This is a genomic window from Streptomyces montanisoli (assembly GCF_017813245.1).
Lineage (GTDB): Bacteria > Actinomycetota > Actinomycetes > Streptomycetales > Streptomycetaceae > Streptomyces > Streptomyces montanisoli.
Map to the genome: position 1 here is coordinate 35,231 of NZ_JAGIQL010000029.1, position 20,206 is coordinate 55,436.

Here is a 20,206-nt window from a genome sequence, read left to right on the forward strand (position 1 = left end):
CCCTCACGCCTCCGCCGCGCCGTCGTCGGCGGCACGCGCCACCAGCTTCATCCACGCCGTCGCCACCAGCTCGCCCGACGCGTCGTGCACATCGCCGCGCAGGTCGACGAAGTCGCTGCCCGCGCGGGTGGTGGCGGCCTCGATCGTGGACGTGACGGTCAGCCGGTCACCCGCCCGCACCGGCCGTACGTACGCGAACCTCTGGCTGCCGTGCACGACCCTGCCGAAGTCGAGTCCGAGCTTGGGGTCGGCGATCACCTCGCCCGCCGCCCGGTAGGTGATGGTGAACACGAAGGTCGGAGGGGCGATCACGTCCGGGTGCCCGAGCGCCTTGGCCGCCTCGGGGTCCGTGTGCGCGGCGGCGGTCTCACCGATCGCCTCCGCGAACTCGCGGATCTTCTCCCGGCCGACCTCGTACGGCGCGGTGGGCGGGTAACTCCGTCCCACGAAGGACTGGTCGAGCGCCATGAACCGCCGCTCCCTCCTGGTGTCTGTCTTCACCTTGTTGTCGTCGTCGCCGTCCGCGCATCGGGGCGTCCGGCGACGAGCCGTGAACGCGAAGCGAGGCCGCCCCCTGGGTGCCGGGGGCGGCCTCGCGTTCGAGCCTGGGTCAGCGCGTCTCTCGATGCGCCGTGTGCGCCTTGCAGCGCGGGCAGTGCTTCTTCATCTCAAGACGGTCCGGGTTGTTACGCCGGTTCTTCTTGGTGATGTAGTTCCGCTCCTTGCACTCCACGCAGGCCAGCGTGATCTTCGGGCGGACGTCGGTGGCAGCCACGTGAGTGCTCCTTGACGAACGGATGGGATGAATCAGATGAAACGAATTCCATCAGGTTGTACGCAAAGAAGAGTAGCCGATCGGAGGACCGACCCCGCAATCGGCTACTGTCTGTAGCGGTGACCGGACTTGAACCGGTGACACAGCGATTATGAGCCGCTTGCTCTACCGACTGAGCTACACCGCTGCGATGCAGGTTCTCCCCGCCCGAGGGCGGGGATCACCGGACATCAGAGCCCCAATACGGAATCGAACCGTAGACCTTCTCCTTACCATGGAGACGCTCTACCGACTGAGCTATTGGGGCGAGCGATGAAGACATTACACGCTCGGTCGTCGTTCGCCCAAATCCGTTTCCATGCCGTCGCCGAGGGCTTCGCCAGGGCTTCGTCCTCCCCACTGCCCCGCCACCGCCACGGCCGTCACACGGGCCACTCGGGCCCGCTCCTCGCCTGCCTCGACCGCGCTGACCAGCGACGCCTGGGCGCGTCTGCCGGTACGTCCGCCGGCGCGCGGTCGATGCGCTCCCGGCTCGCGGTCCCCTCGCGGTCGGCAGCCATCGCGGCCGGCGGCTCCTCCGGTACGACTAATGCGCTCCTCCGCGAAGCCGCCCCGGCACGGACCTACGCTCGGAACCCGCTGCGTGATCTTGAGCGCGCGGCCTCCGTACGTGATGCGAGCAGGAGCGCGATGCCTTTCAGCCGGCCGCAGCCGTCCGACGGCGACCCCGTCGGCGCCGCCGCGCTGGTCCTCACGTCCGCACGGCTCGCCGACGGCAGGACCGTCGACGTACGCCTGAGCGGCGGCCGCGTCGAGGCCGTCGGCACGGCGGGCAGCCTCGACCGCGACGGCGCCCGTACGGACCCCGGCTGCGCGCGCATCGACCTCGGCGGCTACCTGCTGATGCCCGCGCCCGTCGAGGCGCACGCCCACGCCGACACGGCCCTGTCGGCGGGCGGGCCGCCTCCCCGGTACACCGTCGAGGACGTGCGGCGGCGGGCCACGGAGGCCGCGCTCGTCCACCTCGGCCACGGGGCGACGGCCATGCGCTCGCACGTGCGGGTCGGCGACGGCTTCGGGTCGGCCAGGCTCGAATCCCTGCTCCTGGCGAGGCGTTCGATGCGCGGCCTGTGCGACCTGACGACCGTCGCGGTGCCGCGGCTGCTGACCGGCGCGGCGGGCGCCGCGGGCGCCGACGGACTGGCCGCGCTGCGCGACGCGATGGCGATGGGCGCGGACGCCGTGGGTGGCTGTCCCGACCTCGACCCGGACCCGGCGGCCCACACGGAGACGGTTCTCGGCCTCGCGGCCGAGTACGGCCGCCCCGTCGACCTCCACACGGACGGGAAGGACCCGGAGCAGCTGATCCGCCTGGCCGCCATGGCACGCGGACTGCGGACCGGGGTGAGCGTCGGCCCGTGCGCCGGTCTCGCCCTGCTGCCGCCCGAGGTCGCGGCGCGGGCGGCGGAGTCGCTCGCCGCGGCCGGGATCGGCGTGACGTGCCTGCCGCAGGGCGGCTGCGGCGACGCGACGATCAGGGCCGGCGCGCCCGTCCGCCTGCTCCGTGCGGCGGGCGTGCGGCTGGCGGCCGGCAGCGGGGCGCTGCGCGACGCGTCGAACCCGGTGGGGCGCGGGGATCCGCTGGAGGCGGCGTACCTGCTCGCGTCGCAGGGCGGGCTGCGGCCCGCCGAGGCGCTCGCGGCGGTCGGCTCGGCGGGGCGTGCGGCGCTCGGCCTGCCGGAGGTGCGGGTGGAGGCGGGCTTCCCCGCGGAACTGCTGGCCGTACGGGGGGACGATCCTGCGGCGGTGCTGTCGCAGGCGTACAGCAGGATCGTCATCCACCGCGGGCGGGTGGTGGCGCGGACGAGCGCGGTGCGGGAGTACTGCGACTCGGACAGCGAGGCGGGGGCGGCGCTGCCGCGCCAGGGACGGCCGGGGTGACGGCCTGCCTGTGACCGACGGAGCCGCGCGTGCCGCGCGTGCCGAGTGTTCCGCGCGCCGCGACCGGTCACACCGACGTACGGTCGTGACCATGCGCATTGTCATCGCAGGAGGACACGGTCAGATCGCGCTGCGGCTCGAGCGGTTGCTCGCCGCGCGCGGTGACGAGGTCGCGGGCATCATCCGCAAGCCGGAGCAGGCGGAGGACCTGCGGGCCGCGGGCGCCGAAGCGGTCGTGCTCGACCTGGAGTCGGCGTCGGTCGACGAGGTCGCCGGCGCGCTGGAGGGGGCCGACGGCGTGGTGTTCGCCGCCGGGGCGGGCCCCGGGTCCACCGTCGAGCGCAAGGAGACGGTGGACAAGGCGGCCGCGGTGCTCCTCGCGGACGCCGCGGAGCGCGCGGGCGTGCGCCGGTACGTGATCGTCTCGTCCATGGGCGCGGACGCCGGGCACGAGGGCGACGAGGTGTTCGACGCGTACCTGAGGGCGAAGGGCGCGGCGGACGACGCCGTACGGTCCAGGCCGGCGCTCGACTGGACGGTGCTGCGCCCCGGGATGCTGACGGACGACGCCGGCACGGGCCTCGTCCGGTTGGTGGAGAAGACCGGGAGGGGGCCGGTGCCGCGCGACGACGTGGCGGCGGTGCTCGCCGAACTGCTGACGACGCCGGGCGCGGCGGGCCGCACCGTCGAACTGATCAGCGGCCCCACGCCGGTGGCGGACGCGGTGGCGGCGGTCGCCGGAGGCCGCTGAGGGGCCGTCCGAGGGCCGGCTGACGTGGCAGTGCCCGGGACGCACACGGCGCCCCGGGCACACTGCTCGGCACTGCTCGGCACTGCTCGGCACTGCTCAGCCCGGAACTGTCACTCGGTCACCAGGTCACTCGGTCACCGGGCAGCCCGTTCACCAGCCGACCGCGACCTCCAGCCACTGCGGGTCGGCGTGCGAGACGAACGACGAGCGCCCGGCCACGTCGTCGTACGGGAAGCCGTACGCGAGGCCGTTGATGGCGTGGTCGTGCCAGAACTTGGCGTAGTAGTTGGCCGGTCCGGCCTGGTAGTAGTTCGACGGCGTCGACCACTGGTCCTTGGGCAGTTGCGCCACGTGCCGGTTGAGCGCGGCGCACATGTCGGCGTTCGAGGCGAGCGAACCGGCGCAGCCCGTGATGTTCGACGTCGACTCGTTGACGCCGACCGACTGCGCGTAACTCGTGAAGTAGCCGGCGTACTTGCCGCCCGCCTGGAAGTCGGGCGAGCTGCCGGGCGCCGGGATGCGGTACGGCGCCTGGATGTCGGCGAGGCCCTGGAACTCGGTGGGCACCTCGCTCTTGAACTGCTGGAAGACCGCGTCCCTGTCCTGCTGGAAGAGGTCGTAGCCGTCACCGACCTGGACGTCGGAGCCGTCGTTCGAGTGCAGCCTCATGGCGAGCGGCAGCGCCCAGCCGTCGACGCGGGTGGTGTTCCCGTTGAAGACGTCGTCGCCGACGGTGAACTCGATGAAGTCCTGGTACTTGCTGTCGGGCGAGCCGACGTAGAAGTACATGCGCCCGGCGGAGTTGGCGGGCATGTCGACGTAGGGCTGCTCGGCGATGGAGTGCTCCTGGCCGCCGAACTTCCAGTACACCTGGTCGTCGGGGTACTTCCCGTTCGTGCGGTTGAGGATCTTGACGGTGAGGACGTTCTGCGCGGGCGGTATGGAGCCGGTGTCGCCCCAGAAGGAGTCGGGCGGGTTCTCGGCGGCGGGGGCGGCGGCCACGGGCGCGACGGCGGCGTGCGCCGACGGCGACCCGGCGGCGCCGGCCGCGCCGAGCATGCCGAACGCCAGCGCGAGGGCGGCGGCGAGCCGCACGGCGGTGCGGTGGTGGAAGCCTGTGAGAGCTGTGGGGGGCATGGATTTCCTCCCTGGCTGCGGAGAGGTACGACGCGGACGCTGCGGCCGCCCAGCCAGGTGACGGCCTCGTCCGACCCGGAACGAACACGCCGACAGCGCGTCAGGAAGGCCGAGTGGGGCGGCGATCCCGCACTGAGAGCGCTCTCAAAGCCTCAACGTCATGCATGTACTTGTCAAGGGATCACACGGGAGAGTTCGCCGCGCGGTGTGTCTTATCATTCGGCGCCGGCATGAACATTCCATGCGGCACAGGGGGCGGCCTGCGTAAGCGGCCGCGCGGGACGAGGGGGGGCCTCGGCAGTGAGCGACACCATCGGGCAAACCACACAAGTATGCCCGGATTGCGGGACCGAGATACACGGAGACAGCCGGTTCACCGTCTGGTGCCCCGCCTGCGACTGGAACGTCGATCCGTCAGGGCCGAGGGAACAGCCGGGCGGGCTGGAGCGTCGGCGGCGGAGGGCAGCCGACGCCTACGGGGAGAAACTCTTCGCCGAGGTGACGCACGGCCGATCGCTTCGTCCGCGTCGCGACGCCGCCGGTATCGCGGCCTACGCCGTCGCCCTCTGCGTCCACGCCCTGACCCTGGCCCTGCTCGTGGGCGGCGTCCTGCTGCTGGTGTACGGGTGGGGCATCGTGATGCCGGTCGCCGGTGTACTGATGCTGGGCTTCGCCTGGCTGCTGCGGCCGCGATTCGGACGGCTGCCGGACGACGAACCCGTGCTGCACCGGGCCGAGGCGCCGCGGCTGTTCGCCCTGGTCGACGAGGTCGCCGCCGTCGCGGGCACCCGCGGGGTCGACGCGATCGTCGTCACGGCCGAGGTCAACGCGAGCGTGACCACGTACGGGGTGCGCGGGCGCCGGCTGCTCAGCATCGGTCTCGGCCTGTGGGAGATCACCACGCCCGGACAGCGCGTCGCACTGCTCGGGCACGAACTCGGGCACTACGCGAACGGCGACAGCCGCCACGGCCTGATCATCGCGAAGGCCCTGGGCTCGCTGACCACTTGGTGCCGGCTGCTGGCACCCATCAGCAGCCCCACCGGGTGGCAGGTGGCGCTCACGGCGATGTACCTGCTGCCCCGCTGGCTGTTCGCGGGAACGCTGGTGCTGCTCGACGGGCTGACTCTCCGCGCCGCCCAGCGGGGCGAGTACCTGGCGGACTCGCTGGCGGCCAAGGCGGGTTCCAGTGACGCGGCCGCCACACTCATGGACCGCCTCACCGTCGCCGAGTCGGCGGAGACGGCGCTGCGCCGCGAGGCCAACTCCGGCCGGATCAGGGGCGCAGGCGAGGCCTCGCGGACGGAGCCCTGGCAGGGCCTGTGGAAACGCCTGGCGGCCCACATGGATTCGATCCCCGAGAGCGAGTACGAACGGCGGCGGCGCGTCGGAGCCCTCAGGGGACACAGCGTCGACTCCACCCACCCGCCGACGCACCTGCGCCGCGCCGCACTGCTCGCCGCAACGCCGGTCGCGGCGTCGGTCGTCACCGACACGGCCGCCGAGGAGGCGATCGCGACCGAACTCGCCCCGGCGAGGGAGCGGCTCGCGCGCGAGCTCTTCAGCGGCTGGCAAGGATGAGCCAGGGCCCGTCGACGCGCCGCCTGGCGAGCAGCACGTCGACGTGCGGCACGTCGACGGGCCTCGCGGCCCGGGCATGACGAAAGCGGCCCCTGCACCGCGTTTCCGCAATACAAGGGCCGCTTTTCGCGCGTGGCGGCACCAGGATTCGAACCTGGGAAGGCTAAGCCGGCGGATTTACAGTCCGCTCCCATTGGCCACTCGGGCATACCGCCATGGGATTGCCGCGTCCACAGGCCCACCTGGGTGAGGCCTCCGTCGCGACGTCGTAAACGATACCTGATGCCCAAGGGTGCTCCGCCACCGGATTGATCCGCGCTGCGGGCGGGCGCGGGTGGCTAGGCTTGCGCGCGGCGGCCGGGGCGTGCGCGGCCGTGACCGAGCAGCTGAGAACCGATACAGACCGATACAAGGAGCCACAAGGACATGGCCGACTCCAGTTTCGACATCGTCTCGAAGGTCGAGCGGCAGGAGGTCGACAACGCCCTCAACCAGGCCGCCAAGGAGATCTCGCAGCGCTACGACTTCAAGAACGTGGGCGCCTCGATCAGCTGGTCGGGCGAGAAGATCCTCATGGAGGCGAACTCCGAGGAGAGGGTCAAGGCCATCCTCGACGTCTTCCAGTCGAAGCTCATCAAGCGGGGCATCTCGCTGAAGGCGCTGGACGCGGGCGAGCCGCAGCTCTCCGGCAAGGAGTACAAGATCTTCGCCTCCATCGAGGAGGGCATCTCCCAGGACAACGCCAAGAAGGTCGCGAAGATCATCCGTGACGAGGGGCCCAAGGGCGTCAAGGCGCAGGTGCAGGGCGACGAGCTGCGCGTCAGCTCCAAGAGCCGGGACGACCTCCAGAGCATCATCGCCCTGCTCAAGGGCAAGGACTTCGACTTCGCGCTCCAGTACGTCAACTACCGCTGACGCCGGCGGCCACGCGTCGTCCGAAAACCGCCGGTCGTGACCGCGGGTCAGGGCCAGACTCGGCACCGGAGGAAAGGAGCCGACATGACCACGACCCTGTACACGACGGTCGGCAGCCCCCTGGGTGAGCTGCTGCTCGCCGGCCGGTCGTCGACGACCGCGCCGGGCGGCACGGCGCTCGTCTCGCTCTCGCTGCCGGGGCAGAAGGGCGCGGCGGTCGTCGAGGACTGCTGGGCGCGGGACGAGGCGGCGTTCGCCGGGATCGCCCACCAGCTCACGGCGTACTTCGCCGGCGAGCGCACGCGCTTCGACGTCGAGTACGCCGAGGGGGCGGGCGCGACGGACTTCCGGCGGCGTGTGTGGCGGGCCGTCGAGTCCATCCCGTACGGCACGACGGCGACGTACGGGCAGATCGCCGCGGCGGTCGGCGCCTCCGGCGCGGGCGTCCGCGCCGTCGGCACGGCCATTGGGCGCAATCCGCTGCTCGTCGTCCGGCCCTGCCACCGCGTGATCGGCTCGGACGGCGCGCTGCGCGGCTACGCGGGCGGTCTGGCCCGCAAGGAACACCTGCTGGGCCTGGAAGGCGCGCTCACGGCATGACCGGGGACGTGACCGGGGAGTTGTTCCCGCGCCCGCGCGCGGTCGTGGCCCCCGGGGCCGTGCACGTTCCCGGGTGGCTGTCGCCGGAGCGGCAGCGGGAGCTGGTGGCGGTCTGCCGGTCGTGGGCGGCCGGGCCGGTGCCGATGCGGCAGACCCGGCTGCCGCGCGGCGGCGTCATGTCCGTCCAGACGGTCTGTGTGGGATGGCACTGGCGCCCGTACCGCTACACGCGCGAGGCCGGGGACGTGAACGGCGAGCGCGTGGTCGACTTCCCCGACTGGCTCGGCGCCCTCGGGCGGGAGGCGCTGGCCGCCGCGTACGAGGGCGTCGAGGAGTCGGAGTCGTACGCTCCTGACACCGCGCTCGTGAACTTCTACGACGGCGCCGCGAGAATGGGCATGCACCAGGACAAGGACGAGAAGTCCCGGGCGCCCGTGGTGTCGCTGAGCATCGGCGACCGGTGCGTGTTCCGCTTCGGCAACACGGAGGACCGGGGCCGCCCGTACACGGACGTCGAGCTGGGCTCGGGCGACCTGTTCGTCTTCGGCGGGCCGTCGCGTCTGGCGTACCACGCCGTGCCGAAGGTGTACGCGGGCACGGCCACACCGGACAGCGGGATGAGCCGCGGCCGCCTGAACATCACCCTCCGCGAAACCGGGCTGCGGTGAGCCCGGACCGCGCTGAGCCCGGCCGTCAGCGGCGGTCGCGCGAGTTGCCGAAGATCAGCCGGTAGGCGATCAGCAGGACGAGCGACCCGCCGATCGCCGCTATCCACGTCGGGCCGTCGAAGAAGCTCTTGTTGATGGGGTGGTCGAGCCACTTGGCGGAGATCCAGCCGCCCAGGAAGGCCCCGGCGATCCCGATGAGCGTCGTGCCGATGAAACCGCCCGGGTCCCTGCCGGGAAGCAGGATCTTCGCGGCCATGCCCGCGAGCAGCCCGAGGATGATCCAGCCGATGATGCCCATGCCCTGTACCCGTCTCTTCCGTGCGTGCCGCGTCCGTGCGCGCCGTCGTCTCTCAGGACGCGGCCCGCACGCCGTGCGGTTGCGCGGCGTGCGTGAACCCCGTGTCGCCATCATGATCGACGGCACTGACCATCATGGACGGTGGCACTGACAACGCGGCTCGCGTCACCAGCGGGTCGTCGCGAACGCCTGGTCCGTCGGGACGATCTCCTTGCCGAGCGGCATCAGCGACAGCGGGATCAGCTTGAAGTTGGCCAGGCCCAGCGGGATGCCGATGATCGAGATGCACAGGGCGATTCCGGTGAAGACATGGCCGAGCGCCAGCCACCAGCCGGCGAGGATCACCCAGAGCACGTTGCCCACGAGGGAGCCCGCGCCCACGCCCTGGCGGTCCACGGCGGTGCGCCCGAAGGGCCACAGGGCGTACACGCCGATGCGGAACGCGGCGATGCCGAACGGGATGCCGATGATCGTGATGCAGAGCACGAGCCCCGCCACGAGGTATCCGAGGAACATCCAGAAGCCGCAGAGTACGAGCCAGACGATGTTGAGGATTGTCTTCATGGTCGGCGTCCTGCCATCTGTTCGAGACGGGCGATGCGTTCAGCCATCGGCGGGTGCGTGGAGAACAGCTTCGAGAAGCCCTGTCCTGGGCGGAAGGGGTTGGCGATCATCATGTGGCTCGCCGCTTCGAGGCGCGGCTCCGGCGGCAGCGGTAGCTGCTTCGTGCCCGCGTCCAGCTTGCGCAGCGCGCTCGCGAGGGCCAGCGGGTCGCCCGTGAGCTGGGCCCCCGAGGCGTCCGCCTGGTACTCGCGCGAGCGGCTCACGGCCAGCTGGATGACGGACGCGGCGAGCGGACCGAGCAGCATGATCATGAGGAAGCCGACGATGCCGGGGCCCTCGTCGTCGTCCGAGCGGCCCACCGGGATCAGCCAGGCGAAGTTGACGAGGAACATCACCACGGAGGCGAGCGCGCCCGCCACGGACGAGATCAGGATGTCGCGGTTGTAGACGTGGCTGAGCTCGTGGCCGAGGACGGCCCGCACCTCGCGCTCGTCGAGGATCTGCAGGATGCCCTCCGTGCAGCAGACGGCGGCGTTGCGTGGGTTGCGGCCCGTGGCGAACGCGTTGGGCGCCTGCGTCGGCGAGATGTAGAGCCTGGGCATGGGCTGGCGCGCGGCCGTCGACAGCTCGCGGACGATCCGGTACAGCTCCGGCGCCTCGAACTCGCTGACGGGACGCGCGCGCATCGCGCGCAGCGCCAGCTTGTCGCTGTTCCAGTACGCGTACGCGTTGGTGCCGAGCGCCACGAGGACCGCGACGATCAGTCCCATACGGCCGAAGAAACTGCCGATGACGATGATGAGTGCGGACAGTCCCCCGAGGAGTACGGCGGTCCTCAACCCGTTGTGCCGGCGGTGCACGGTACGCCCTCCAAGTCCTGCGGCAGGGGAACCCTTCGCTTGCTGATCTCCACTCCCTACAAGTGGACCCTTCCGTACTGGTCAACGCCAGGCGGGGGCGTCCGGTTCCCCGCACTCGGCGGGGGTGTGTGCGCCGTACGGGTGGCGGTCAGGCGGTCACGCGGTCAGGCCGGCGCTGATCAGCCAGATGTGTTCGCAGGTCGAAGACGCCTCCCGCAGCACCTCGGGGGAGCCTTGCGACGCGTGGTAGAAGGTCCGCTCGATCATCCAGCACAGGGCGCGCGCCATCGCCGGCGCCTGTTCGGGCTCGGCGCCGGCCCGGACGCCGGCTCGTTCCAGTACGGCGGTGATGGCCGCGATGAAGAGGTCGGCCGTGTGGTTCCACAGCTCGCCGATCTCCGGGACGGTCAACGACAGGTCGATGGCCGTGCGCATGACCAAGCCGTGCTCGTTCCACAGCTCGACCGTGCGCCGCATGGCCGTCGCGATGGCGCGGCGCGGATCGTCGGCCTCGGCGGTCGCCCGCGAGCGCTCCCACAGGTGCTCGACGGTCCGGGCGACGAGTGCCGTGACCACTTCCGGCTTGGAGCCGAAGTAGAAGTACAGGGCTCCGCGTGTGATGCCGGCGCCCTGGGCGATGTCGCCCACCGTCATGGCGTCGTAGCCCTTCTGCGAGAGCAGGGCCTCGCAGGTGTCCAGAATGGCCCGCTCCCTGACGTCGCCCTTGCGTTCTGTGCCGCGCCGGCTGCGCGCGGGTCGGTCGGCGGGCATCAGAGCTGGGCGCCGTCGGCGAAGTCCGTCGTACGGGAAAGCTCCTCCCACGCCCGGATGTCCTCGTCCACGGACGCGCGCGCGGCGGCGACAAGGCGCAGCGCGTCCGAGCCCAGGACCAGGTGGGCCGGCGGCTTCTCCACCGAGGCGACGCGCACGACGGCCTCGCCCGCCCTGGCCGGGTTGCCCAGCTGATTGCCGCTCGCCTTCTGACGTGCTTCCCGGATGGGGCCGAACAACTCGTCGTAGTCGTCGACGGACCGCGCGGCGCGTGTCATGGAGCGGCCGGCCCAGTCGGTACGGAAGGAGCCGGGCTCGATCGCCGTCACGTGGATCCCGAACTGCGCGACCTCCTTGCCGAGCGCCTCCAGGACGCCCTCGAGGGCGAACTTGCTGCCGCAGTAGGCGGACATGCCGGGCACGGCCATAAGCCCTCCCATGGACGTGACGGCCATCAGGTGCCCGCGCCGGCGTCGGCGCATGTACGGCAGCGCGGCCTGCAGGGTGGCCATCGCCCCGAACACGTTGACCTCGAACTGCCGGCGCACCTCGGCCTGCGATGTCTCCTCGAAGGTGCCTTCCAGGCCGTAGCCGGCATTGGCCACGACGACGTCGAGTGGGCCGACCTCCCGCTCGGCCTCCGCGACCACACGTGAGACGGCATCGGCGTCCGTGACGTCGAGGACGCGGCCGTGCGCGTGTCCGGGTTCGAGCGCTTCGTAGGCCCGCAGGTCGTCCACGGAGCGCACCGTTCCGACGACGGTGTGCCCGGCGGCGAGGGCGGCTCGGGCGAAGGCGTGGCCGAGACCGCTGCTGACGCCGGTGATGAGCCACTTCTGCTGCATCGTTCCTCCTGACAAGGTCGCGGAGGGCTGAGGCGGCCCTCGGTCAAAAATCTACACCACGTCGAGTTTTATCGCCGCCGTGTAGATTCTGGCCCTGCCGTCCCGGCGCTCGTCAGAACAGGTTCGTGTCGGTGAAGCGCAGCACCAGCTGCGGCGCCCCCGACAGTGCGAGCCCCACCACGGCCGCCAGGGCGACGGCCGCGACGAGGGGGCGCGGCGCCGCCTCGGGCGTCGCGACGGCCGGTGCGTCCGGCGCGGAGGCACCCGGCTCGGAGGCCCCCGGCTCGGAGCCACCTGGCGCGGAGGCACCCGGCGCGCGGAACAGCAGTGCCGTCCAGCGCAGGTAGTAGTACAGCGCGCACACGACGTTGGCGGCCATCAGCACGGCGAGCCAGCCGAGTCCCGCGTCGACGGCGGAGGAGAACACCGTGACCTTGGCGAACAGGCCGATGATGCCGGGCGGCAGCCCCGCGAGGCAGAGCAGGAAGAACGCGAGTGCGAGGGCCGTGAGCGGGCGGCGGGCGTAGAGGCCGCGGTAGTCGTCCAGCCGGTTGAACGGGCGCGCGCGTGCCACGAGGGCCGCGACGCCGAAGGCGCCGAGGTTGACGGCCGCGTACATGAGCGCGTACGCGACGGTGGACCCGACGCGCTTCTCGCCCGCGTACGCGGCGGCCGCGATCGGCACCAGGAGGTAGCCCGCCTGGGCGACCGACGACCAGGCGAGCAGTCTGACGGCGCCACGCGCGCGCGTGGCGGACTGCCGCAGGGCGGCCGCGTTGCCGACGGACATGGTGAGGGCCGCGAGCACGGCGAGCGCCGGGCCCCACAGGTGCGCGTACGGCGGGAAGGCGACGACCGTCACGAGGATGAGCCCCGAGAAGCCGACCGCCTTGCTGACGACGGACAGGTAGGCGGCGATGGGCAGCGGGGCGCCGACGTAGGTGTCGGGGACCCAGAAGTGGAAGGGCGCGGCGGCCGTCTTGAAGGCGAAGCCGACGAGGGTCAGGAGCACCCCGGCCGCGGCGACGGCCTGAAGCTGACCCGGGACGTGTGTGAGGCCGGTGGCGACGGCGGACAGGTGCAGGCTGCCCGTCGCCGCATACACGAAGCTCACGCCGAGGAGCATGATGGCGGTCGCCGCCACGGAGGAGAGGAAGAACTTGAGCGCGGCCTCGGCGGAGAGGCGGTCGCCGCGGCGGATGCCTACGAGGGCGAAGGCTGGCAGCGACGCGACCTCCAGGGCGACGACGAGGGTCGCGAGGTCGCGGGCGGCGGGCAGCAGGGCAGCGCCGGAGGCGGACGACAGCAGCAGGAACCAGTACTCGCCGGGGAAGCGGTCCGCTTCCCCGGCGGGGCCGCCACCTGCGCCGCCGTCTGCGCCGCCGGCCATGGAGAGCAGCGCCGTGAGGAGCGCGCCGCCGAGCACGAGGAGCTGGATGACCAGCGCGAAGTGGTCGGCCGTGTAGCTGCACAGGTGATGGCCGCCGCCGACGCAGAAGGTGGCGCGGTCGCCCGATCGCAGCGGCAGCAGGGACAGCAGCGCGAGGACGAGCCCCGTGACCGACACCGCGCCGAGCAGAGGCTTGCGGCGCTCCTCGACGAAGAGGTCCGCGACGAGGACCACCAGCGCCATGAGGGCGGTGATCCCGGGCGGTGCGACGGCGAGCCAGTCGACGGACTGGACGAGGGCCGCGGCGCTCACGAGGCACCTCCCGCGAGGAGCCGGTGCACGGCCGGGTCGCTGAGGCCGAGGAGCGCCGCCGGCCACAGCCCGGCGAGGACGGTCAGGGCGACGAGCGGGCTCCAGGCCGCGAACTCGTAACCACGCACGTCAGGGAGGCTGGGCAGCGGCGGAAGACTGGGCAGCGGCGCGGGTGGAGCGCCGGCTCCGGCAGATGGAGCGCCCGCTCCGGCAGGTGAGCCAGGGGCTCCCGCTCCGGCAGGTGAGCCAGGGGCTCCCGCTCCGGCGGGTGCGTCGGGGGCTCCCGCTCCGGGTGCCGCGCCCAGGCCCGTCTCGTCGTGCAGTGCGCCCATGCACACCCGGCGTACGACCGTGAGCAGGTACGCGGCGGTGAGCAGGGTGCCCGTGGCGGCGGCGGACATGAAGACGAGGAACGCCGGGCGGCTGAGGGCGTGGGCGGGGTGGAAGGCGCCGAACATGGTGAGCATCTCGCCCCAGAACCCGGCGAGGCCGGGCAGCCCGAGCGAGGCGACGGCGGCGAAGGCGAGCAGGCCGCCGAGGCGGGGCGCGCGGCCGTACAGCGCGGCGCCCGTGGCCCCGGCGAGTGTGTCGAGGTCGGCGGTGCCGTACCGGTCCTTGACCGCGCCGACCAGGAAGAACAGCAGTCCGGTGATGAGTCCGTGCGCGACGTTGGCGAACAGCGCGCCGTTGACTCCCGTGGGCGTCATGGTGGCGATGCCGAGGAGCACGAAGCCCATGTGGCCGACAGAGGAGTAGGCGATGAGCCGTTTCAGGTCGCCGCCGGCGCCGCGCCGGACGAGGGCGAGGCAGGCGAGCGATCCGTAGATGATCCCGGCGACGCCGAACGCGGCGAGGTACGGCGCGAACGTCCGCATGCCGTGCGGGGCGATCGGCAGGACGATACGGACGAAACCGTACGTTCCCATCTTCAGCAGCACCCCGGCGAGGAGGACGGAGCCGACGGTCGGTGCGGCCGTGTGGGCATCGGGGAGCCAGCTGTGCAGCGGCCACATCGGGGTCTTGACCGCGAGCCCGACGCCGATCGCCAGAACCGCGATGACCTGCACGGACGCGCTGAGGCCCCGGCCGTTGTCAGTGGCGAGTGCCACCATGTCGAATGTGCCTGACCGCAGTCCGATCAGGAGCAGTCCGAGCAGCATGATCACGGAGCCGAGCACGGTGTAGAGGACGAACTTCCAGGCGGCGGCCTGCCTGCCGCCCGGTACGCCCTCGCCGCCGCCCCAGCGCGCGATCAGGAAGTACATCGGGATGAGGACGGTCTCGAAGGCGAGGAAGAAGAGGATCAGGTCGAGGACGGCGAAGCTGGCGAGCGTTCCGGACTCGAGCAGCAGGAGCAGCGCCACGAAGCCCTTGGCGGGAGGGCCCTCGGGGGGCTTGAAGTAGCTGTGGAGCGCGCAGAGGAACGACAGCAGGGCCGTCAGCAGGAGGAGGGGGAGTGAGATGCCGTCGATGCCGAGGTGGATGCGGATGTGCATCGCCGCGATCCAGCTGGTGTCCGTCGTGGCCTGCATGGTCGAGGCGTGGTCCCGGTCGAAGCCGAGGGCCAGCGCGATCGCGGCGGCGAGGACGACGCCGCTGACGAGCACGCCGTGGCGGAGCACGGCGTGCTCGGGGCTCCGGCCGCGCAGCCCTGGGGGCGCGGGCAGGAGGGCCGCGGCGGCCCCGGCCAGCGGGGCGAGCAGGATCAGTACGAGCAGGGACTGCATCACGGGTCCGCTGATATCGAGCACGGCTCACACCCCCGCTGCGAAGAGCACGGCGGCGATCGCAAGGACGACGGATCCGGCGAGCAGCGCGCTCAGGTAGGACTGGACGTTTCCGGTCTGCGCCCGGCGGGCCGCGGCGCCGAGCCATCGGGCGCCGGTGCCCGCTCCCCGTACGTAGGCGTCGACGACCTCCCGGTCCAGGAAGCGGACGAGGCGGGCGCCGGCCTGGGCGGTGCGCACGAAGAGGAGGTCGTAGAGCGCGTCGAGGTGGAAGCCCGCGGCGGCGTGCCGGTGCAGCGGCCCGAGCAGGATCCGGCCGGGGTCGGCGGGGTCGGGCGCGTCGGCGATGTCGCCGTACACGACGGGGTGGGCCTCGATGGCCGCCGCCTCGGTGAGTGCGGGCTCCTCGTCGGGGTGCGCGGCGACGGCGCCGAGCGGGGTCCGTTCGAGGCGCGGGGCGGCGCGGCGCCAAGCGCCGTACAGGGCGCCCGCACCGACGACGGCGACGCCCGTGCCGAGCAGGGAGGTGTTCAGGGCCGGGGTGAGGCGCTGCCCGTCGAACCAGTCGCCGAGGTACCAGGCGAGCGCGCCGAAGCACGCGGTCGGCACGGCGAGCAGCCACAGGGTGGCGTTCATGGCGAGGGGCTGCCTGCCGTGCCCGGGGGCGGGTGCGCCGCGCCCGCGGAAGGCGAGGAGCCAGAGGCGGGCAGCGTAGGCGCCGGTGAGGAGCGCGGCGACGAGGCCGGCGAGCAGCACGGTCCAGCCGAGGGCCGCCGAGGCGGTCGGGCCGATGGCACCTGCCGCCACGGCGCCGTCCGCCGGCGTCACGCCCGCAGTGCCCGATGGCGGTACGGAGCCGCCGAGCGCGGCGTTCTCGGCGGCCCCGAGCACCGACTCCTTGGAGAAGAAGCCGGCGAAGGGAGGGATCGCGGCGAGGGAGAGCAGCCCGAGCGTCATGGTCCAGAAGGCGGTGGGGATGCGCCGGGCGAGGCCGCCCATGCGGGAGGTGGCGGCGAGCGAGTTGGTGCCGGCGGCGTGGATGACGACGCCGGCGCCGAGGAAGAGGAGCGCCTTGAAGGCGCCGTGCGACAGGAGGTGGAAGACGGCGGCGTCACGGTCGCCGAGAGCCAGCGCGCCCGACATGTAGCCGAGCTGACCGATCGTCGAGTACGCGAGGACACGCTTGATGTCGTCCTGGGCGAGCGCGGCGAGCGCCGAGCCGACCATCGTGACGGCGGCGGACACGGCGAGGACGACCAGCGCGGCGGTGGACGCCGTGAAGACGGGGAGGAGCCGGGCGACGAAGTAGACACCGGCGGCGACCATCGTCGCCGCGTGGATCAGCGCCGAGACGGGGGTGGGGCCGGCCATCGCGTCGGGGAGCCACGTGTGCAGGGGGAACTGGGCGGACTTGCCCGCGACCCCGGCGAGGAGGAGGAGCGCCACGAGGGTGGGGTGGTGCAGGCCGCCGCCGGCGACGGTGTCGAGGATGCGCGGGATGCGGAAGCTGCCCGCGTCGCCGGCGAGGGCGAACAGCCCGATGAGGAAGGGGACGTCGCCGAGCTTGGTGACGAGGAAGGCCTTGATCGAGGCGGCGCGCGCCTCGGGGGTCTCCCAGTAGTGGCCGACGAGGAAGTAGGAGCAGATGCCCATCACTTCCCAGCCGACCAGCAGCACCATCAGGTCGCCCGAGTAGACGACGAGGAGCATCGCGGAGGTGAACAGGGAGACGAGAGCGGCGTACGAGGGGTAGCGCGCGTCGTGGCGCAGGTAGGCGGTCGAGTAGAGCTGCACGCAGACCGCGACGACCCCGACCAGCACGGCGACGAGCGCGGCGAATCCGTCGACGTGCAGGGAGAGGTCGACGGGGACGGAGCCGGTCGGCGTGAGCCGGGTGGCAGCGTCCAGTGGCGGCGTGCCCCCGCCGGCACCGCCGCCCTGCCGGAAGGCGACGAGCACGGCGCACACGGCGGCGAGCAGGGTCGGCAGCAGCGCGAGGGGACGCGCGAAGCGCGGGGCGGTGCGGCCGGTGAGGAGGCCGAGTGCCGCGCCGAGGAACGGGAGGAGGGGGACGAGTACGGCAAGGGTGGTGGTGGTCACGCGCCGGCCTCGGCATTCGTCGCCGCGGGTCCGGCGGGGTCGTCGGGGCGCGCCGGTGCGGCGCCCGATGGGTCGGTGCCCGAGAGGCCGGTGCCGTCCGGGAAGCGGTCCATGGCGGGCTCCGACGTGTCGCGGAGCCGGTCGATGTCCGAGGTGCCACGGGCGCGGTGGACCATCAGGACGATCGCCAGGCCGATGCCGATCTCCGCGGCCGCGATGGCGATGACGAACAGGGTGAGGGCCTGGCCCGCGTGCAGGCTGTCGCGGAGCCAGGCGTCGAAGGCGACGAGGTTGAGGTTGACGGCGTTGAGCATCAGCTCGACGGACATCAGGACGAGGATCGCGTTGCGCCGGGCCAGTACGCCGTACACGCCGGTGCAGAAGAGGAGGGCCGAGAGGACGGCCGGATAGACGAGATGCATCAGCTCTGCCGCTCCCCGGTGCGCGGCGCCCGGCCGCCCGCGTCGGTGCCTGCACCGGCGTCCGGGCCTGCGCCTGCCTCTGCCGCGTATTTGCGGGAGAGGACGATCGCGCCGACCAGCGCGGCGAGCAGCAGGACGGACAGCGCCTCGAAAGGCAGCACCCAGTGGCGGAACAGCGCCTGCCCCGTCACCTTGGTGGACCCGTGCGCCGGTCCGTCCAGGTCGATCCAGGTGGCGCGGAACGCGTCCGTCACGACCCAGACGAGGGTGGCCGCGGCCGCGACGGCCACCGCCAGGGCGGCGGGGCGGCCCGCCGAGTCCGCGTCGGGTGAGCGGCCGATGGGGGCCTTGGTCAGCATCAGCCCGAACAGGAGGAGCACGACGATGGACCCGACGTAGATCAGGACCTGCACCCAGGCGATGAACTCGGCCGTGAGCAGCAGGTACTCGACGGCGAGGCCGCCGAGCGCGACGACGAGCCAGAGCGCGGCGTGCACGAGCTGACGGGTCGTGACGGTCAGGACCGCCGCGCCGAGGGTGACGACGCCGACGAGGAGGAAGACGATCTCCACCCCGCTCGGCGACAGGAAGCCGTGCCCGGCCGCGGCCTGGAGGGCCGCCCCGTGGGTCGCGAGGTTCACGAGCCGTCCTCCCCCGCCTCGTCCGCCTCGCCCGGCCGCGCGTCTTCGGCGGCCCGGCGTTCGGCGGCGTGGCGGTCCGCCGCCTTGCGGGCGGCCGCCACCTCCTTGGGCTCCTCGGCGGCCGGGTCGAGCGCGGGCGGCTCCGGCACGGTCCACATCCACTCGCGGAGCTTGTCGCGCTCGTGCGTGAGTTCGCGGATGTCGGTCTCGGCGTACTCGAACTCGGGCGACCAGAACAGCGCGTCGAAGGGGCAGACGTCGACGCAGATGCCGCAGTACATGCAGAGCGCGAAGTCGATGGCGAAGCGGTCGAGCACGTTCCTGCTGCGCTCGCGGCCCCCGGGCGCGACGGGCGGCACGGTCTCCTTGTGGGAGTCGATGTAGATGCACCAGTCGGGGCACTCGCGCGCGCACAGCATGCACACCGTGCAGTTCTCCTCGAACAGGCCGATGACGCCGCGGGAGCGCGGCGGCAGCTCGGGGAGGGCCTCCGGGTACTGCTCGGTGACCGTCTTGCGGGTCATCGTGCGGAGGGTGACGGCGAGGCCCTTGGCGAGCCCGCTGCCGGGGATCGGGGACATCAGCTGATCACGACCTTGACGACGCCGGTGAGGGCGATCTGGGCGAGGGCGAGCGGGATGAGGACGGTCCAGGCGAGCTTCTGCAGCTGGTCCTCGCGCAGCCGCGGGTAGCTGACGCGGAGCCAGATGACGACGAACGCGAGCACGGCGGTCTTGAGCAGGGTCCACAGCCAGCCGAGCCCGTCGGAGCCGAACGGCCCGTGCCAGCCGCCGAGGAAGAGGACGGCGGTCAGCCCGGACAGGACGACGATGCCCGCGTACTCGGCGAGCAGGAACAGCGCGAACCGCAGCCCCGTGTACTCGGTGTACGCGCCGAAGATGATCTCGGAGTCGGCGACGGGCATGTCGAACGGTGGCCGCTGCAGCTCGGCGAGCCCCGCCACGAAGAACACGGCGCCGCCGACGATCTGCCAGGGCACCCACCACCAGTGGAAGGCGTCCAGCACGCCGATGAGCGACACGGTGCCCGCCGCCATGGCGACGGACGCGGCGGCGAGCAGCATCGGCAGCTCGTAGGCGAGAAGCTGTGCGGCGGTGCGCAACCCGCCGAGCAGGGAGAACTTGTTCGCGGACGCCCAGCCGGCCATGAGCGAACCGAGCACGCCCACGCCCATGACGGCGAGCACGTAGAAGAGACCCGCGTCGATCGCCTGGCCCACGGCGCCCTCGCCGGGGCCGACGGGGATCGCGATCAGCACGAGCAGGTACGGCAGGAGCGCGACGGCCGGGGCGAGCCGGAAGACACCGCGGTCGGCGTCCGCGGGGACGATGTCCTCCTTCTGGGCGAACTTCACCCCGTCCGCGACGAGCTGGGCCCAGCCGTGGAAGCCGCCCGCGTGCATGGGCCCGAGGCGGCCCTGCATGTGCGCCATGACCTTGTGTTCGGCCTGGCCCACGAGCAGGGGAAACGCGAGGAAGACGACGAACACGGCGATCAGCCGCAGGACGACGTCGAGAGCGCCGTTCACGCACCCTCCCCGCGGGGGCCCGCGTCACCGGGCGAGTCCGGATCCCGCGGGCCGTCCGTGCCGTGCGCGTCGGCGTCCGCGCCTCGGCCGTCCGGGTCGTGCGGGGCGTCCGGGGCGTCCGGGTCCTCCGGGGTGTGTGCGCCGTCAGGCACGCCCGACGCGTCGGAGCCGTCGGGGGTCTCGCCACCGGGGCGCCCGGACGCCGGCCTGTGCCACGGCGCGTCGGAGCGCGGGGCCGGGCCTCGACCTGCGCGGTCGGCTTCCCGGTCCGTCGGCCGCTCGGCCGGGGCCGTATCGGCGGGAGGTGTCTGCCGCTCCGCGGCCGCATCGCGCTGCGTGGCCGAGCCGGCCGACATCTC

The 20,206-nt window shown here is 72.4% G+C and carries 21 protein-coding genes, 3 tRNA genes and 1 pseudogene; 6 read left to right on the forward strand and 19 right to left on the reverse strand.

The window, feature by feature from the left end:
- Positions 1-3 precede the first annotated feature (3 nt).
- From JFN87_RS10070 to JFN87_RS10085, 4 genes are all read right to left on the reverse strand, one after another.
- Positions 4-468, reverse strand: a complete 465-nt coding sequence (locus tag JFN87_RS10070) for a MaoC family dehydratase N-terminal domain-containing protein (RefSeq protein WP_209339625.1) — start codon at positions 466-468, stop codon at positions 4-6.
- A 142-nt stretch (positions 469-610) separates the two neighbouring features.
- Positions 611-775 (reverse strand): 50S ribosomal protein L33, encoded by a 165-nt coding sequence (gene rpmG / locus JFN87_RS10075; protein WP_006347275.1) that lies wholly within the window; start codon positions 773-775, stop codon positions 611-613.
- 114 nt (positions 776-889) lie between these two features.
- Positions 890-962, reverse strand: a tRNA-Met gene (locus JFN87_RS10080).
- A 47-nt stretch (positions 963-1,009) separates the two neighbouring features.
- Positions 1,010-1,082 (reverse strand) — tRNA-Thr (locus JFN87_RS10085).
- A gap of 383 nt (positions 1,083-1,465) precedes the next feature.
- Between JFN87_RS10085 and JFN87_RS34625 the strand changes: the two genes are divergently transcribed.
- Positions 1,466-2,716: an amidohydrolase family protein gene (locus JFN87_RS34625; RefSeq protein ID WP_209339602.1), complete on the forward strand. Its 1,251-nt coding sequence runs from the start codon at positions 1,466-1,468 to the stop codon at positions 2,714-2,716.
- 91 nt (positions 2,717-2,807) lie between these two features.
- Positions 2,808-3,467, forward strand: a complete 660-nt coding sequence (locus tag JFN87_RS10095; protein WP_209339603.1) for an SDR family oxidoreductase — start codon at positions 2,808-2,810, stop codon at positions 3,465-3,467.
- A 150-nt stretch (positions 3,468-3,617) separates the two neighbouring features.
- On the opposite strand, the gene JFN87_RS10100 is transcribed toward JFN87_RS10095, so the two are convergent.
- Positions 3,618-4,604: a glycoside hydrolase family 64 protein gene (locus tag JFN87_RS10100; protein WP_209339604.1), complete on the reverse strand. Its 987-nt coding sequence runs from the start codon at positions 4,602-4,604 to the stop codon at positions 3,618-3,620.
- Between the two features lie 498 nt (positions 4,605-5,102).
- Here JFN87_RS10100 and JFN87_RS10105 point away from each other — a divergent pair, with 498 nt between their 5' ends.
- Complete coding sequence (locus tag JFN87_RS10105) at positions 5,103-6,185, forward strand: M48 family metalloprotease (protein WP_307865384.1); 1,083 nt, start codon at positions 5,103-5,105, stop codon at positions 6,183-6,185.
- Between the two features lie 133 nt (positions 6,186-6,318).
- Here the strand turns inward: JFN87_RS10105 and JFN87_RS10110 are convergent.
- Positions 6,319-6,400, reverse strand: a tRNA-Tyr gene (locus JFN87_RS10110).
- 211 nt (positions 6,401-6,611) lie between these two features.
- Between JFN87_RS10110 and JFN87_RS10115 the strand changes: the two genes are divergently transcribed.
- From JFN87_RS10115 to JFN87_RS10125, 3 genes are all read left to right on the forward strand, one after another.
- Positions 6,612-7,100, forward strand: coding sequence for a YajQ family cyclic di-GMP-binding protein (locus JFN87_RS10115; RefSeq protein ID WP_209339606.1), 489 nt, complete (start codon positions 6,612-6,614; stop codon positions 7,098-7,100).
- 84 nt (positions 7,101-7,184) lie between these two features.
- Positions 7,185-7,700: a methylated-DNA--[protein]-cysteine S-methyltransferase gene (locus JFN87_RS10120; protein ID WP_209339607.1), complete on the forward strand. Its 516-nt coding sequence runs from the start codon at positions 7,185-7,187 to the stop codon at positions 7,698-7,700.
- A complete protein-coding gene (locus JFN87_RS10125; RefSeq protein ID WP_209339608.1) occupies positions 7,697-8,368 on the forward strand; it encodes an alpha-ketoglutarate-dependent dioxygenase AlkB family protein in 672 nt (223 codons plus the stop codon). The genes JFN87_RS10120 and JFN87_RS10125 overlap by 4 nt, the downstream gene beginning before the upstream one ends.
- A gap of 25 nt (positions 8,369-8,393) precedes the next feature.
- Here JFN87_RS10125 and JFN87_RS10130 read toward each other — a convergent pair whose 3' ends face one another.
- The 13 genes and pseudogenes from JFN87_RS10130 to JFN87_RS10190 form a co-directional block, all read right to left on the reverse strand.
- Positions 8,394-8,666, reverse strand: a complete 273-nt coding sequence (locus tag JFN87_RS10130; RefSeq protein WP_209339609.1) for a GlsB/YeaQ/YmgE family stress response membrane protein — start codon at positions 8,664-8,666, stop codon at positions 8,394-8,396.
- Between the two features lie 165 nt (positions 8,667-8,831).
- Positions 8,832-9,230: a YccF domain-containing protein gene (locus tag JFN87_RS10135; RefSeq protein ID WP_209339610.1), complete on the reverse strand. Its 399-nt coding sequence runs from the start codon at positions 9,228-9,230 to the stop codon at positions 8,832-8,834.
- Positions 9,227-10,090: a zinc metalloprotease HtpX gene (htpX, locus tag JFN87_RS10140; protein WP_209339611.1), complete on the reverse strand. Its 864-nt coding sequence runs from the start codon at positions 10,088-10,090 to the stop codon at positions 9,227-9,229. Before htpX ends, JFN87_RS10135 begins: the two co-directional genes overlap by 4 nt.
- Positions 10,091-10,246: 156 nt before the next feature.
- Positions 10,247-10,861, reverse strand: a complete 615-nt coding sequence (locus JFN87_RS10145; RefSeq protein ID WP_209339612.1) for a TetR/AcrR family transcriptional regulator — start codon at positions 10,859-10,861, stop codon at positions 10,247-10,249.
- Positions 10,861-11,706: an oxidoreductase gene (locus JFN87_RS10150; RefSeq protein ID WP_209339613.1), complete on the reverse strand. Its 846-nt coding sequence runs from the start codon at positions 11,704-11,706 to the stop codon at positions 10,861-10,863. Before JFN87_RS10150 ends, JFN87_RS10145 begins: the two co-directional genes overlap by 1 nt.
- 112 nt (positions 11,707-11,818) lie before the next feature.
- Positions 11,819-13,408, reverse strand: coding sequence for an NADH-quinone oxidoreductase subunit N (locus JFN87_RS10155; protein WP_307865385.1), 1,590 nt, complete (start codon positions 13,406-13,408; stop codon positions 11,819-11,821).
- Complete coding sequence (locus JFN87_RS10160; RefSeq protein WP_209339626.1) at positions 13,405-15,135, reverse strand: complex I subunit 4 family protein; 1,731 nt, start codon at positions 15,133-15,135, stop codon at positions 13,405-13,407. The genes JFN87_RS10155 and JFN87_RS10160 overlap by 4 nt, the downstream gene beginning before the upstream one ends.
- 27 nt (positions 15,136-15,162) lie before the next feature.
- Complete coding sequence (locus JFN87_RS10165; protein WP_209339614.1) at positions 15,163-17,235, reverse strand: NADH-quinone oxidoreductase subunit 5 family protein; 2,073 nt, start codon at positions 17,233-17,235, stop codon at positions 15,163-15,165.
- Complete coding sequence (gene nuoK, locus JFN87_RS10170; RefSeq protein ID WP_209339615.1) at positions 17,232-17,657, reverse strand: NADH-quinone oxidoreductase subunit NuoK; 426 nt, start codon at positions 17,655-17,657, stop codon at positions 17,232-17,234. The genes JFN87_RS10165 and nuoK overlap by 4 nt, the downstream gene beginning before the upstream one ends.
- Entirely contained in the window at positions 17,657-18,298 is a 642-nt protein-coding gene (locus JFN87_RS10175; RefSeq protein ID WP_209339616.1) for an NADH-quinone oxidoreductase subunit J family protein, read from the reverse strand. Before JFN87_RS10175 ends, nuoK begins: the two co-directional genes overlap by 1 nt.
- Complete coding sequence (locus JFN87_RS10180; protein ID WP_209339617.1) at positions 18,295-18,879, reverse strand: NuoI/complex I 23 kDa subunit family protein; 585 nt, start codon at positions 18,877-18,879, stop codon at positions 18,295-18,297. Before JFN87_RS10180 ends, JFN87_RS10175 begins: the two co-directional genes overlap by 4 nt.
- A complete protein-coding gene (locus JFN87_RS10185) occupies positions 18,879-19,847 on the reverse strand; it encodes a complex I subunit 1/NuoH family protein (protein WP_209339618.1) in 969 nt (322 codons plus the stop codon). The genes JFN87_RS10180 and JFN87_RS10185 overlap by 1 nt, the downstream gene beginning before the upstream one ends.
- Positions 19,844-20,206: pseudogene (locus JFN87_RS10190) on the reverse strand (hypothetical protein); the annotation flags it as partial. The gene JFN87_RS10185 and the pseudogene JFN87_RS10190, both read right to left, overlap by 4 nt.